At 67.2% G+C, this 14,524-nt stretch carries 14 protein-coding genes; 6 read left to right on the top strand and 8 right to left on the bottom strand.

The annotated features are described in order from the left end of the window. Nucleotide 1: 1 nt before the first annotated feature. Nucleotides 2–1,366 (top strand): sensor histidine kinase, encoded by a 1,365-nt coding sequence (locus AAC640_RS10470; RefSeq protein WP_340266063.1) that lies wholly within the window; start codon nt 2–4, stop codon nt 1,364–1,366. 23 nt (nt 1,367–1,389) lie between these two features. On the opposite strand, the gene AAC640_RS10465 is transcribed toward AAC640_RS10470, so the two are convergent. From AAC640_RS10465 to AAC640_RS10455, 3 genes are all read right to left on the bottom strand, one after another. Then, nucleotides 1,390–1,860, bottom strand: coding sequence for an Lrp/AsnC family transcriptional regulator (locus tag AAC640_RS10465; RefSeq protein WP_340266062.1), 471 nt, complete (start codon nt 1,858–1,860; stop codon nt 1,390–1,392). A 30-nt stretch (nt 1,861–1,890) separates the two neighbouring features. Further along, nucleotides 1,891–2,721 (bottom strand): SirB1 family protein, encoded by an 831-nt coding sequence (locus tag AAC640_RS10460; RefSeq protein WP_340266061.1) that lies wholly within the window; start codon nt 2,719–2,721, stop codon nt 1,891–1,893. A 137-nt stretch (nt 2,722–2,858) separates the two neighbouring features. Next, nucleotides 2,859–3,020: a hypothetical protein gene (locus AAC640_RS10455; RefSeq protein ID WP_340266060.1), complete on the bottom strand. Its 162-nt coding sequence runs from the start codon at nt 3,018–3,020 to the stop codon at nt 2,859–2,861. A 175-nt stretch (nt 3,021–3,195) separates the two neighbouring features. On the opposite strand from AAC640_RS10455, the gene AAC640_RS10450 reads away from it, so the two are divergent. Then, entirely contained in the window at nt 3,196–4,689 is a 1,494-nt protein-coding gene (locus AAC640_RS10450; protein WP_340266059.1) for an acyl-CoA synthetase, read from the top strand. Nucleotides 4,690–4,790: 101 nt separating this feature from the next. Here the strand turns inward: AAC640_RS10450 and AAC640_RS10445 are convergent, their stop codons facing one another. Next, on the bottom strand, nt 4,791–5,243 hold the full coding sequence (locus AAC640_RS10445) for a hypothetical protein (protein ID WP_340266058.1): 453 nt from the start codon (nt 5,241–5,243) through the stop codon (nt 4,791–4,793). 11 nt (nt 5,244–5,254) lie between these two features. On the opposite strand from AAC640_RS10445, the gene AAC640_RS10440 reads away from it, so the two are divergent. Further along, entirely contained in the window at nt 5,255–6,148 is an 894-nt protein-coding gene (locus AAC640_RS10440) for a glucosamine inositolphosphorylceramide transferase family protein (RefSeq protein ID WP_340266057.1), read from the top strand. Here AAC640_RS10440 and AAC640_RS10435 read toward each other — a convergent pair. The 4 genes from AAC640_RS10435 to AAC640_RS10420 all read right to left on the bottom strand — a co-directional run bounded on the left by AAC640_RS10435 (nt 6,120) and on the right by AAC640_RS10420 (nt 10,512). Next, nucleotides 6,120–7,187 (bottom strand): glycosyltransferase, encoded by a 1,068-nt coding sequence (locus AAC640_RS10435; RefSeq protein ID WP_340266056.1) that lies wholly within the window; start codon nt 7,185–7,187, stop codon nt 6,120–6,122. The two genes, AAC640_RS10440 and AAC640_RS10435, sit on opposite strands and share 29 nt — an antisense overlap. A 5-nt stretch (nt 7,188–7,192) precedes the next feature. Next, nucleotides 7,193–8,452 carry a lipopolysaccharide biosynthesis protein gene (locus AAC640_RS10430; protein ID WP_340266055.1) on the bottom strand — a complete coding sequence of 420 codons (1,260 nt, stop codon included), beginning with the start codon at nt 8,450–8,452 and terminating at the stop codon, nt 7,193–7,195. 84 nt (nt 8,453–8,536) lie between these two features. After that, nucleotides 8,537–9,325 carry a glycosyltransferase family 2 protein gene (locus tag AAC640_RS10425; RefSeq protein WP_340266054.1) on the bottom strand — a complete coding sequence of 263 codons (789 nt, stop codon included), beginning with the start codon at nt 9,323–9,325 and terminating at the stop codon, nt 8,537–8,539. Beyond that, nucleotides 9,322–10,512 (bottom strand): hypothetical protein, encoded by a 1,191-nt coding sequence (locus AAC640_RS10420; protein WP_340266053.1) that lies wholly within the window; start codon nt 10,510–10,512, stop codon nt 9,322–9,324. Before AAC640_RS10420 ends, AAC640_RS10425 begins: the two co-directional genes overlap by 4 nt. 154 nt (nt 10,513–10,666) lie before the next feature. Between AAC640_RS10420 and AAC640_RS10415 the strand changes: the two genes are divergently transcribed. Genes AAC640_RS10415 through AAC640_RS10405 form a run of 3 tightly spaced genes read left to right on the top strand, consistent with a single transcriptional unit; the run spans nt 10,667 to nt 14,507 of the window. Beyond that, the gene (locus tag AAC640_RS10415; RefSeq protein ID WP_340266052.1) at nt 10,667–11,206 is read left to right on the top strand and encodes an RNA polymerase sigma factor; all 540 of its coding nucleotides are present in this window, start codon (nt 10,667–10,669) and stop codon (nt 11,204–11,206) included. A gap of 45 nt (nt 11,207–11,251) precedes the next feature. Continuing rightward, nucleotides 11,252–12,211, top strand: a complete 960-nt coding sequence (locus tag AAC640_RS10410) for a FecR family protein (protein ID WP_340266051.1) — start codon at nt 11,252–11,254, stop codon at nt 12,209–12,211. Further along, on the top strand, nt 12,192–14,507 hold the full coding sequence (locus tag AAC640_RS10405; protein ID WP_340266050.1) for a TonB-dependent receptor: 2,316 nt from the start codon (nt 12,192–12,194) through the stop codon (nt 14,505–14,507). The genes AAC640_RS10410 and AAC640_RS10405 overlap by 20 nt, the downstream gene beginning before the upstream one ends. Nucleotides 14,508–14,524 lie beyond the last annotated feature (17 nt).

Genomic DNA, 14,524 nt, shown 5'->3' with positions numbered 1-14,524 from the left:
CATGCGCTGGCGCCATTCGGTCATCTGGCGGTTCGCCGCCCTCATCTTCCTGATGCAGATCGTCTGCGTCGCCGTCGCGCTGGGCGCCGTGCATCGCTTCACCAGCGAAGCGGTGGATCATGCCAGCCGGGAGATCGCGATCGGGCTGCGCGACGACATTTCCGCGACCTATGCGGCGGCGGGCGCGGAGGCGGCCGGCGCTACGGTGCGCAGCCGCATCGCGACCGACCCCGGCGGCAACAGTGTCATCCTGCTGATCGGCCCGGACGGACGGCGGATCGCCGGCAATCTCGACAGTTGGCCGAAGATGGTCGGACCGCTGGAAAGCTGGCGGCTGGTCAACCTGTTGCGCAATGACGGGCGCCATCATGATCCGCAGATCATGGGCATCGTCAGTACCCGCTTCCCCGACGGCACCGGGCTGCTGACCGGCCATGTGGTGGAAAACGACCTGCGCTTTGGCGGCTTCCTGGAGGCGGCGCTGATCGGCGCGGTGCTGATCGCGGTGCCGCTGGCGGCCGGCGCGGCCTGGCTGGCGGTGACCATCATGCAGCGGCGGCTGCGGTCCGTCATCGATACCGCCACGGCGGTGCGCACGGGCGATATGGAGCGGCGCATCCTGCTGACCGGCAGCGATGACATGTTCGATGCGCTTGGTCGGGCGATCAACGCGATGCTGGACCGTATCACGGGCCTTGTCGACGAGATGCGGCTGGTGACCGACGGCTTGGCGCATGACTTGCGGTCACCCCTGACGCGGCTGCGCGCGGTGCTCGAAAATGCGCTGAGCCACAGCCGGGACGAAGCCGGCATCCGCGCGATCGCGCGCGCGCTGGACGAAAGCGACGCGCTGCAGCGGATGCTGGACGCGGCGCTGTTGATCAGCCGGGCGGAAGCGGGGATCGGCCGCGACAGCTTCGTGCCCGTCGATGTCGCCGCGCTGCTGCACGATTTCCAGGACATGTATGGCGCCCTGGCCGATGAACGCGGCATCACGATCGGCGTGGAGGCCGAGCCCGGCCTGATCGTCCATTCGCATCGCGAAGTGCTGGGCCAGGTCCTGTCCAACCTGATCGACAATGCGCTGAAATATGGCGGCGACCGCATCGTCCTGTCGGCGTGGCGGCAGGCCGGCGCGATCGCCGTCCGGGTCGCGGACAATGGCCCCGGCATCCCCGCGGACCAGCGGCTGACGGCGCTGCGGCGCTTCGCCCGGCTGGACGAATCGCGCCATATCGCGGGCGCGGGGCTGGGCCTGTCCCTGGCCGCTGCGGTGATGCGGCTGCACGGCGGTGCCCTGGTGCTGGGCGACGCCGGGCCGGGCCTCAGCGTGATGCTGACCTTCCCCGCCGCCGCTGCGGACTGACGCTGCACGGCGGCCCTGCTTTTTCAGACCGGCAGGGCCGTTGTATATTTGGTCATCGACAGGGCGAAATGGGACGCGGCATGTTCCACCATCGGCTGGCCGAGCAATATCTGCATCAGGAAGAGATTATAGTCGGCGACATCGGCGACGACGATGCGCAGCAGATAGTCCCATTCGCCGGACATGGAAAAACATTCGACGATCTCCGGGCGGCTGTCGACGAAATCCTCGAAAGCCTGCCGGGCGTCGCGGGCATGGCTCCGCATCCGGACGTTGCACAGCACGTTGACGCCCCGGTTGATCTTGTCGGGGTTCACCAGACGCACCGCCCTGGTGAGGATGCCGGCCGCTTCCAGCGCCTTGATCCGCCGCCAGCAGGAGGCACTGGACGCGCCGACGCGCTCGGCCAGGTCGGCATGGCTGATCGTGCCGTCCATCTGGAGCGCGGACAGGATCTTGCGGTCGATTGCGTCGATCTGATCGGCGTTCTTCACCCTGGTGTCCTCGCTATGCCGTGCCGGGCGTCAGGACGATGCCTGCCCCGACAGCTGGACGAGCAGCTGGTTGATCTGGCCCCGCCGTTCAGGGTCGCGCGTGATCTCCAGCATCGCGCTCAGGCTGGCTCGGGCCGCGTCCACATCGCCCAGCGCCAGTTGCAGCCGCGCCAGTTCCCACCAGCCCGCGCCATGTTCAGGCGCGATCACCGTCATGCGGGCATAAAGGGTGCGGGCGCGCCATGTGTCGCCGGACTGTTCGGCGCGGGTCGCCTGGTTGAGCAGCAGCCGCACCAGCGTCATGCGGTTGGACATGGGTTCGACATGCGCCGGACTGGGCGAGGCGCCGGCCCCCAACGCCCGTTCGATCACCGCCTGCAACTGTTCGGCCGGCACCGGCGCGCCCCGGCGGAAGGGATCGATCAGCGCTCGCTCATCCCTTTCACCGACGCTGACGAGCACATGACCCGGCGTGTTGAGCGCATGCGCCGTCCAGCCCAGCCGCCGCGCGGCGGCGACATATAGGATTGACAGGCTGACCGGCAGGCCGCTGCGCCGGTCCAGCACGCGGATCATGTCGGCATTGAGCGGCGCGTCATAAGTGGCGCTGTCACCGGCGAAGCCGAACTGACCGCCCAGCACCTGCGCCAGCAGCGCGCCCTGCGCCGCTCCATCGTGCAGGCTGGACTCGCCAATGTCCGCCCGCGCCTCCTGCAGCGCGTCCGTGATCGACCGCAGCAGGTCGAGATAGGAGTCAATGTCGGCCCCTTCATGATCCAGCGCGCTCAGCATCAGGGCAGCGCTGTCCAGCTCGATTTCCTCGTCGGCGAGCAGGCCGATATAGGCGATGCTCTCGTTCATGGCAGCCGCCGCGCGCGCCTGCCGGCGACCGCGCAGCCCGTCGCTTTTGCGTCTGTAATGCGATTTTCGGTCATGATGATCCGCTCCGTTGCAGGGGGAAATGGTGCTGCGCGACGCCTTTTTCCAGCGCTGCGCGATCATCCCTGCAGCAGTGCCCCGTTGGGCGTCAGCAAGTGCGGACCGGGCGCATTCAGGCTGGTATAGGCAATCAGCGCGCCCAGCAGCAGCGCCAGCAGCACTGCCATCCACAGCAGCCGCTTGGCGTTGCGTGACCGGCGTCCTTCGTCATCCCGGGGCATGGTGACAGCTATGCGGCAAGTTTTGGCGAGTCTTCACGCATCCGACTCTACAATGGCCACGCCCGCAGGATCAACGGCGTTGCGGCCACCGCCACTTCCATCGCCACCGGCGGCGGCGCGCCCAACCTATGCAGGCCATTGCCGCCCCTGCCACCCCGGCCTAATACAGCCGTTGATGTCGACCCGATCCTTCCCGCCTGTGCGCCCCGCCAATAGCCGCATCGCCCTGATCGATGGCGAAGCCGCCGTCAGTTACGGCGCGTTGAACGCCCTGGCGAACCGCTGCGCCACCGGATTGCTCGACGGCCGACCGGATCTGGAGGACGAACGGATCGCCTTCTTCCTGCCGGCGGGGACAGAGTATGTCGCGACGATGCACGGCGTCTGGCGCGCGGGCGGCATCGCGGTGCCGCTCAAGACCGGCGCCACGGTCGCCGAACTCGATCATTATCTGCGCTGCGCCCGGGTGACGCGGCTGATAGCGGGCGCGGCGCATCATCCCATGCTGGCGGACCTCTGCGCGGAGCTTGGCATCGGCCTGGTCGAGCCGGACGCGGTCCTGGCCGATAGGGAAGCTCCGCTGCCGACGATCGGCGAGGACCGGCGCGCGATGATGGTCTTCACCAGCGGCACTACCAGCAAACCCAAGGGCGTGGTCACGACCCACGCCAATATTCGCGCGCAGGTCACGATCTTGCTCGATGCCTGGGGCTGGTCGCAGGACGACCGCATCCCGCTGTTCCTGCCGCTGCATCATGTCCATGGCATTATCAATGTGCTGAGCTGCGCCCTGTGGGCGGGCGCGACCGTGCAGCTTTTCCCGCGCTTCGATGCCGCCGTCATCTGCGGGCATGTCGCGGCGCGCGACTATACGCTCTTCATGGCGGTGCCGACCATCTATGTGAAGCTGCTCGATCATCTGGACGGTCTGGAACCGGCTGCCGCGCGAGCGATCTGCGATGGTTTCGCCGCCATGCGGCTCAATGTCTCGGGGTCGGCGGCCTGTCCGGTGCCGCTGTTCGACCAGTGGCGCGCCCGCACCGGCCAGGCGCTGCTGGAACGCTATGGCATGACGGAAATCGGCATGGCGCTTTCCAACCCCTATCGCGGCGACCGGCGCGCGGGACATGTCGGCCAGCCGCTGCCCGGCGTGCAGGTGCGTCTCCATGGAGAGGATGGCGAACTTGTCAGCGAGGAAGGCGCCCCGGGCGAAATCCGCGTGAAGGGGCCGACGGTGTTCCTTGAATATTGGGACAATGACAAAGCCACCCGTGACAGCTTCGTCGACGGCTGGTTCCGGACCGGCGACATGGCCGTGGTCGATCAGGGATCCTACCGGATCATGGGCCGCAGCTCGATCGACATCATCAAGTCGGGCGGCTACAAATTGTCCGCGCTGGAGATCGAGGCCGTGCTGCTCGCCCATCCCGCCGTCGCGGAGGCAGCGGTGATCGGGGTGGACGACCGCACCTGGGGCGAGGTCGTTGCCGCCTTCATCGTCCTCCGGCCGGGCGAGGCCGCCGATGCCGACACGATCCGCGCCTGGGTGGGGGAGCGCATGTCCTCCTACAAGGTCCCCCGCCTGATCCGCTTCGTCGACAGCCTGCCCCGCAACGCGATGGGCAAGGTGACGAAGCCCGACCTCAAGCGGTTGACGGCCGCCGCCTGAGGCTCCGGTCCGGCCAGTCGCTCAGCCGGCTGATCGGCGAGGTAGACGAGGCTGCCCTGCTGCGGCAGGGCGGCGATCCGCACGGCTGTCCCAGGCGATCGTCAGGCGGGCCGAATGGCGTCATCGCCACCAGCAGGCCCTTCATCCGCCACTGGCGGCAGCGCGCTGCTGTCCTCCATCATCGGCCCGATAGCCGCCCACCAGGGTTCCGTCGGCCGCGACAGGGCGGTGACCACCCCCGTTCGCCGCGATGCCACCCAGCGCTCGCCGGCCCGTTCGTACCGCCAGAGCGGATCGCAATGGCACGGCTCCAGTGTGAATGTGACGCTCGCGATGCCCGCTGACCGGCATAGCTGTTTCAATTGGCCGGAGACCTGCCGAACTGTGCCATCGGGGAAATGGACCGGGACCATCATCGATTTCGTCGCCTTCTTGGACGTGCCGTCGAAGGTCCAACGCGTGAAGGGCGATTGGGTTCGAACGGCTTGTGCAAGATCGATCTGCCGCGCGGCATCGGGGCAAAAGGGCTTGTGCCGATGTGCCCGGCCATGCAAGGGCCTGTCCCATGCCCCGGCGCAAGGACATCTGGAAAAGCGGCCTTGTGGCACAGCCGCTGCCCGCCATCATCGCGGCGGGTGGCATCAGCGATCCCGTGACCTGGATCGCGCCGGAGCCTGATTTCCAGTTCCTGGCCGACCCCTTCGGCTGGCGCGACGATCAGTCCCGCCTGCATGTCTTCGCTGAACATTATGACTATCGCACCCGCCACGGGACGATCCACCGGCTGCTGTTCGACGACGACATGCGCCTGATCGGCCGCCAGCCCTGCCTGGTGGAACCATGGCATCTGTCCTATCCGCAGGTCTTCGCCGGCGAAGGGGCGACATGGATGTTGCCCGAAGCGTATCGCTCGGGCGCGCTGACCCTTTATCGCGATCATGGCGGGCTGGCCGACTGGCGGGCGGAATGCCGGATCGCGCTGGACTGCGTGCCGGTCGACGCCAGCATCCTGCGGCATGAGGGGCGATGGTGGCTATTCTATTCGCCCGCCACCACCCGGCTGACGAAGATCGCGCACCTCCATGTCGCCTGGGCGGACAGGCTGTGCGGGCCGTGGCGCGCGCATCCCGGCAATCCGGTGCGGATCGACCGGCGATCGACCCGGCCCGGGGGCACGCCCACCGTGATCGATGGGCGCATCATGCTGCCGGTGCAGGATTGCGCGGCGACCTATGGCGGGGCGATCCGACCCTTGTGGATCGATCGTCTCGACGAGGCGGCGTTCGTGGCCGAGGCGGGCGACGGGCTGCGGCTGCCGGCGTCGGCCAACGGCTTCGATCGGGGGATGCATACGCTGGCCGCCTGCGGCGACGTGACCTTGTTCGACGTCAAGCGGATCGACCGGTCGCTCCGCGGGCTGATGCTGGATGTCAGGCGCGGGCTTGGCGGATTTCGGTAAGGATCGCCGTGCCCGTCGCGGCGAAACGCGCCCGTGAAAAACGGTCGAGCATGTCGCTCCGCGCCGCTTCGCCCATCGGGCGCAGCCGGGCAGGGTCATCCAGCAACTGTGCCAGCGCTACGGCGAGCGCGTCCGCGTCCCCCGGCGGGACGGTGAGGCCAGTCACCCCCTCGCGGATCGAATAGGGCAGCTCCCCGACGGCCGATGCAACGACCGGCAGCCCGGCGGTCATCGCTTCATGAGCGGCGATGCAGAATCCTTCGGATCGCGACGGCTGCACATAAAGGTGAAGCCCCGCCAGATAGTCTCCCGGCCTGTCGGCATAGCCGGTGAAGTCCACGGGCAAGCCGGCGTCCCGCGCCAGCGCCGCCAGCCGCTCCCGCTCGGCGCCGTCGCCGGCGATCGACAGGGTGAAGTCGGTGCGCTTCAGCCGTGCGAGCGCCGCGATCAGCACGTCATGGCCCTTGACCGGATGCAGCCGGCCCAGCGTGCCGATCCGCACCGGCTCGCCCGCCTGCCAGGCGCGCGCCTGCGGCATGGCGGGATCGGCCGCGAAGATCGGCCAGCAGCGCAGGCGCGCTTCGGGCACGCCCAGCCGCTCTGCCGTGAGCGCCGTCACCGACCGTGAATCGCCGATCCACAGCAGCGCGCGCGAACCCAGCAGCCGCATCAGCCGCCGATTCCAGGGTTTGAGGAACGCGGCATGTTGCCAGCAGATCACCGGCAGTCCCAGCATCGGCCCCAGGATCAACCCCAGGATGGTCGCCCGGCTGAGCGAGGTCCAGACATGGGTTGCGCCCCAGTCCCGCAATTGACGCCGCAGCCAGAGCGCGGCGGCGACATGATCGGTCAATCCCCCTTCGCGCACCACCGGGTCCAGCCCGGCTTCCATCATGGCGGGCAGGCCGCGCCGGTCGCGCGGCGTCAGGGCAAAGACGCGCACCTCTGCTCCGGCATCGCGCAGCACGCGCGTGATGGCGGGCACCGGCTGGGACGCGCCGCCGCCTTCGACCGAATTGATGACATAGGCGATCCGCATGCCGCTCAATGGGCGAGGCTCCGGCGCCAGACAAGACCCGCAAGCAGCATGCTGGCAAGCAGCGCCTGTCCGACCGCCTGAAAACCTGCCCCCATCAGCCCCCAACTCTGCAGCATCAGCGGCAGCACCGGCAGGAAGACCAGGCTGGCGAACAGGTTCGCGCTCATCGACAGGGCGGGATATCCCATCGCCGACAGGGCGGAACTGCACGGCGGTCCGATCACCGCGATCATCCGCGCCGCGATCAGCACGACCATGACGGCGCCCGCCGCGCGGAAAGCCGGCCCCGCCAGCAGGGTGACGATGGGCGTAGGGAACAGGGCGGCGATCACGACCACCGGCGCGGCGGCGGCCAGCGCGATGCCGATCACGCGGGCAAGCGTCCGGCGCAGCGGCGCGCCGCCTTCGCCCGCCGCGACCATGCGCGCAAGCTGGGCATAGGCGGTATTGCCCAATATCTGCGCGGGCTGGGCGATGATGACGGTGGCCCGCTGGGCGACGGCGAACAGGCCCGCCATGGCCGGCCCCAGCACCCAGCCCACCACCAGCGGCGCGATGCGGCCGGCCAGCTCGCTCAAGGTGACATCGGCGTTGCTCGCCACCAGGAATCGCCAGATGCCCGGATTGTCGCTGACCGCGCTGCCCTTTTCGGGGTGGGACAAGGCGGGTCCCAGTCGCCGATAGGCGCAGACCAGGCCCATGATCCACAGCACCGCGAATTCAGCGATCGCCGCGGCCAGCCAGGCAGCCAGAAATCCTTTGAGGCCCCATCCCAGCAGCCACGCCAGTGCGGCTCCCGCAAGCCGGACCAGAGGCTGCACCATATTGTGCAGGCCGATCAGGTCGAACCGGTCGATCAGCTGAAGATAGCCTGCGGGGGCCGATCGCACCGATCCCAGCACGGCGAAGCTGTAGGGAATGGCGAACGCCACCGTCTCGGGCGGCCAGCCCAGGCGCGGCCCGACCAGCGGCGCCAGCACCATCGCCGCGATGATGGCGGCGACGCCCCCTAGCAACTCCACCATCGTGCCGAAGCGCAGCAGCCGGGCGAGGCGATGGGGCGCTTCTTCCTCATGCGCTTCCGCACCATAGCGAACGATCGCCTGCCAGGCAGGAAATTCGATAATGCCGACGACCGCCGTGACATAGCCGTGGACGAGCACCAATATGCCATAGTCGCGTGGCCCCAGCGCGCGGGCGGCTATGACCAGATAGACAAGGCTGATGACCCCCGCGCCCGCCTTGCCGCCGAGCACCAGTCCCATTCCCCTGAAGATGCGCTTTGTGATTGAAGCTTGTACTGAACGGGTCGAAATCTTGCTGCCTCCATGACGTCTGCACGGGAGAGCCTAGAAATCGCGGTCCCGCAGTTTCACTTGCACCAATCCTCTATGCGCGAGCCGTTTGGCAAGGAACTGATAGAAGAACCAATTCTTAAACGGTCCGGGCGTGAAGCGATATACAGTGCGCTCCAGCCAGTTCCAGCTGACGCTCCTTCTGTCGCTTCGCCGCTCGGATGGGAAGCAATAATGATTTGGACTGTAACGGATTTCGCCGTGCACCCGTACGCGTTCATAGACCTCGTGATCGTAGAGCAGGTAGGGCCAACCCCGACTTTCAAAGCCACCTGATCTCCGCAACAAGTCTGTCCGATAGGCGTGCGCATATCCGCCCGCATGGCACTGACTGGAGAAAATCCGCGATTTGCGCATGATTTTCGCGATGCGCCGCTTGGCAGCCGAACTGCCAGCGGGGGAATATAAATCTATCGCCATCACGCCCGCGACCGGGCGGGAACCATCATGGCATTGGAACAGGTCGAGGCAGGTCGCGACATAATGGGGCGGATAGATGGTGTCCGCGTCACAGGACGCGACAAAAGCTGTTGTGACGGCGGCCAATCCATGTTCCAGCGTTGGCAGCTGGCCAGGACAGGAATTATGCAAGAATTGCGTCGCAATGTCGGGATAGTCAGCCATGACAGTTCGGGCGATTTCGGCGCTGCCATCGGTGGACGCATTGTCCACCAATATCAGGCAGAAATCGCGACAGCTCTGACATCCCAGCGACCGAAGCGTTGCCGCCAGATAATCGCGTTCGTTGTAATAGGGGATGATGATCGTCAGCAGGATGCTCATGCCGCGCGAACGTCGGTGCGGCCCACGCCGGCGGCTTGTCGCACGGCAAGCGCCGCGATCACCTCGGCCGCCCGTTCCGAGGAAGGACGCCCGTCCAGGTCGAAACTGTCGGCGAACAACTGTTCCTGTACCGCGCGATAACGGCTCTGGTGAAGCGCGTCCGCCCGCTCCAGCGCCGGGCCCAGTTCAGCGGGATCGCTGATCACCTCGCCCGCATGCCAGTGCGCGTAATTGGGATCGTTCTGCCAGTCGGTGCCGTGGCTGTCGAGGAAGATGCACGGACGCGGATGCAGCAGGAATTCATAGACCTGACTGCTGGCATCGCCCAGATAGATGTCCGCGGCCATCGTGTAGCTCATGTCGGTGGACGCGCGGCTGCCCAGGTCGATGTGGATGTTGTCACCATGCAGGTAGCGATTGTCGATCCTGCCCGCCCGGTTCACCGTCAGCTTGTCGACAGTGAGGACGAACGGCCGCTCGAACAGCATGACATGCGGCGCGAAGATCAGTTCGCGATCGTCATGCCGCACGAAATGATCGAGCACCGCGCGCCCGTGCCGATACCAGGATGACAGGTGTGGCGACACATGCGGGCTGTAGAGCACCACTGGCCGATCCCGCGCCATGCGGGGGCGTCCCGTCTGGCGCACCATGTCGAACTTGGGATAGCCCACGATGCTGATGGAGGCCGGGTCGACGCCCGCTTCGACGATCAGGCGGCGCCGGACCTTTGGCCCTGAACACAGGACATGGTCGAACCGCCCGCTCGCCGGGTCGAAGCCGATGGCGCGGTCGCCGGCGCCATGCCGCGTATGGACCATGAACAGCTTGTCGAGGCCATAGCGGGTCTTGAGCAGCAGCGACGTCTTTTCGGCGACCACCAGCATGTCCAGGCTGCGGAAGAAATCCAGATTGTCGCGATAGAAAAGCAGCTTGCCCGCAGGCAGCATGCGTCCCAGCAGGCCCGCCAGCCGCGCCGACCGGGGAGAGAGGGCAAGGCGTACATGTTGGATGGACGACCCCAGCCATTCGCCGGCCAGCCGTTCCACCTCGGCGGCCAGCCGGTCATTGGTGGTGGCGACGATGATCTCTCCGGGAAAGCCGCCCTTGGCCAGGGCTATCGCGATGGGTAGGCTGTGGGCGACCTGGTGAATTTGATCGTGGTTGAACAGGAATCCGATGCGCATGCAGCTTCGACGGCACGGCGCGCCGCTCACCACAGTCGGCCTATGACGATCGCGAAATTATTTTTGCAATGGCCCGGCAAGGCGTGAAGAAGAATAGTGTCCCGGTGCGGAAACGGCCTTTCCGAAATGCTCGCCACCCGTCTAGATAGGCGGCATGGACTGCGAGCGCGATCGGGATGTGGAGACGCTGTACGGGCTGCATCGCGCCGAGCTTCGCCGATTGCTGGTCGCGCGCGTTGGCGACCCCGTGGAGGCGGAGGACCTGTTGCAGGAACTCTGGCTGCGGGTGCGCGAGCGGGTGGACGGGCCGGTTGAAAACGGCCGGGCCTATCTGTTCCGCATGGCGCAGAATCTGGTTATCGACCGCCGGCGGGAACGGCATCGCCGCATGGCGCGGGAACGGCGCTGGTCGGACGAGGAAACCGGCTTCGCGCGCCCCGGCGAGGATCCCGCCGATCACAGGCAAAGCGCCGAGGCACTGATGATCGCGCGCGAGGAAGTCGCGCTGCTCGCTTCGGCGATCGGCAACCTGCCCGAAGGTGCGCGCCGCGCGTTCAAGCTGCACAAGCTGGACGGCCTCACCCATGCCGAGGTGGCGCAGCAGCTGGGCATCAGCAAGAGCGGCGTCGAAAAGCACATGGCTGTCGCGATGAAATATTTGCGCCGCTCCGTTTCAAGCTGGGGTGACGAATGAGGCGCGCCGTCTCGCAAATGTGACAGGGAAGGAAAGGACTGGCCCGTGATCGCGCGGTCGGACATCGATGAAGGGCTGCTCGACGCCGCGCTGGTCTGGCTGGCGGCGCTGGAGCGCGACGATGCCGACTGGGACGGTTACATCACCTGGCTGGAGGCCGATCCGCGTCACCGCGAGGCTTTCGACGCCGTCGCCCTGACGGCGCGGCTGCTCGATGATCACAGCGCTGCGCTCGGGGAGGTGCTGGATCCGACCCCTTCCGTGACGGTCGCGTCCGGGGCCCGCCGCTGGCCCTGGGCCCTGGGCGGCGGGATCGCCGCCGCGCTCGCCCTTGTCGTGGGACTGCCCATGCTCCGCTCGACACAGGCGCCGCCGGCCACCTATCTGGCCGCCGCCGGTTCGACCCGCTCCGTCGCGCTGGGGCGGGGGACGCAGGTGCTGCTATCGCCGTCGAGCCGCATCGTCGTGCGAGGCAAGGACGACCCGCGCATTCAGCTGGCAAGCGGTGAAGCCTATTTCGACGTCCGGCACGACCCCTACCGCAGCTTGACGATCGAGGCCGGCCCCTATCGCATCAGCGATATCGGCACGCATTTTTCGGTCAACCTGTCAGGCTCCCATTTCCGCGTCGCCGTGGCGGAAGGAACGGTGACGGTCCGGTCGACGCTGGCGGACGGGGAATTGCGCCTTGGCGCCGGGCAGCAGGTGACCGGCGGGGCAGACGGCACCCTTTCGATGGCGTCCGTTGCACCATCGAATGTCGGCAGCTGGCGTTCGGGACGACTTTCCTACACCGACGCGCCGCTGCCTCTCGTCGCGGCGGATATTTCCCGCTATTCCGGCCGGCAAATCATCGTTGATGCTTCGCTGGAGAAGAGACATTTTTCGGGCACGCTGGTCATCGGCGACGGATCCAGGCTGGTTCAGGATCTGGCGACGATCATGGACCTTGCCCCTCGTCCGGGGGATGATGGCGTCGTGCGCCTTGGCGGGGCTGCTCCCTGAGGGCCGCTTCGGGATCGCGTGCGCCCAGGCGCGGGAAGATCGCTACCCGTTCGACATCCCCGCCGGCCCGCTTGCCGCCAGCCTCACGCGCTTTTCCGCGATAGCCGGTCTGTCGCTGGGGTATCCTGGCGACCTGCCGTCGATGCCCGCCCCGGCGGTCCGCGGCATGATGAGCGCGGATGCGGCGCTTCGCCGGCTGCTTGAAGGATCGGGCCTGAAGGCTGTGCGGATCGGGCCGCGCCTCTACAGGCTGGAACCGCGATCCGCCCATGCGGCGCGTACACGGCGCCCGGCGGCCCGCACCGTTCCCGCCATTGCCCGCGCAGAACTTGTCGTCACCGCGCAGAAGCGGCCCCAATCCTTGGGCGACGTCGCCATGGCGGTGGCTGTCGTACCGCTGGGCGAGGGCGAATCCGGGGCACGACCGCTTTCCAGCCGCGACGTCGGCCTTGATGTCGAAGGACTGGCGATGACCAATCTGGGGCCGGGCCGGAACCGGCAGTTCATCCGGGGTGTCGCCGACAGTCCCTTCGTGGGTCCCAGCCAGTCGTCGGTTTCGGTCCAGGTCGACGAGGCGCGCGCGACCTTCAACGCGCCGGACCCGGACCTGCGGCTGGTCGACATCGACCGGGTGGAACTGCTGAAAGGGCCGCAGGGGCCGCTTTACGGTTCGGGCGCACTGGGCGGCATCTATCATATTGTCACCCGCCGGCCGGACCTGGGCGGCGCGTCGGCATGGGCGCGACTTTCGGCCGTCGCGGTCGACCATGGCGGCACCGGCACCGGGGAGGAAGCCGTTGTCAACGTCCCCTTGATCCGGGACCGCCTGGCCGTTCGCGCGGTGGGCTATCGCTCGCTCGACCCCGGCTGGATCGACGATCAGCCCCGGGGCAGGGACAGCAATGCGGCGGAAACCCGTGGCATGCGCCTTTCCGTCCGATGGCTGCCGTCGGGCGACTGGTCGGTCGACGCGGGCTATATGTTTCAGAGCATCAACCTGCGCGACAGCCAATATGTGCTCGCGTCGGACAAATCCCTGCGCCGGCAGGGCCGGATAGCCGAACCGACCGACAATGACTTTGGCCTGGCGCATGCCACGCTGTCCGGGCCGCTGGGGGGCCTGCGGCTGTTGTCGGCCACCAGCTATGTGGATCAGGATTTCAAAAACGTCCAGGATGCCACCGCCGCGGCCTCCCTGTTCGGCCTGTCGGGTCCCGTGACGTTCAACGAACATCGCCATTATACCCTCTTCAACCAGGAATTGCGGCTGTCTTCGGGCACGGACAGCCGCTGGGTGGCGGGCCTGTCCTTCCTGCGCGCTGCCCTTGGCGGGAATGCCACGATGACGGCGGAAGGAAACGGGCCGCTCACGGTCGAACAGACCCACCGGCAGGTGACGGAATATGCCCTGTTCGGCGAGATCACCCGGCCGGTGCTGTCGCAATGGGACGCAACCCTCGGCCTGCGCCTCTATCGCTCGATCAGCCAGGACGAAACCCGCGAGCGGGAACGGGGCACGGGGCAGAAACTGGACAAGATCATCCTGTCGCCCAGCTTCGCCTTGTCTCACCCGCTGGCGGGAGGAGGCCTTGTCTATCTGCGCTACGCGCGGGCCATGCGTCCGGGCGGACTGGCGCCAGCGGGGATGACGGCTTCGGGGCATTTCGACGCGGACGAACTGGGGACGCTGGACCTTGGTTTTCGACGCGGCTTCTGGGGTGATCGCCTGAATCTGGCGGCCGGGGGCTTTTTCACCGAATGGATGGAAATCCAGTCCGACTATCTGCTGCCGAACGGCCTGGTCAGTACCCGCAATGCCGGCCGCGCCCGCATCCTGGGGATAGAGGCGACCGTGGACTGGCAGATTGGCGCGGGCTTTTCGCTTTCGCTGGGCGGGCTGGCGCAAAATGGCCGCCTGACGCGCAGCGAGGACGGCACGCGCATTGACGACAGGCGCCTGCCGATCACCCCCGACGTCACGGCGCGCGCGGCGCTGTCCAAACGCTGGATCGCCGGATCATGGAGCGGCCAGTCGACGATCCAGCTCAACCATGTCGGCAGCGCGCGCCTCAGCTTCGACGACGACCTCGACCGCGACATGGAACCCTATACGGTCGTCGCCATGGACATGGGGGCGGTGCGGGGGGCGTGGACGCTGGGGCTGCGCATCGACAATCTGTTCGACATCCGTGGCGACAGCTTCGCCTTCGGCAATCCCTTTTCCATTCGTGCCGGTCCCCAATATACGCCGCTGCGCCCGCGCGCGGCGACGGTGTCGCTCTCCCGGCGCTGGTGACGCGGTGGCGCGGGGCA

This window comes from Sphingobium mellinum, from assembly GCF_037860795.1.
GTDB lineage: Bacteria > Pseudomonadota > Alphaproteobacteria > Sphingomonadales > Sphingomonadaceae > Sphingobium > Sphingobium mellinum.
This window is presented reverse-complemented; position numbering and strand designations above follow the sequence as displayed.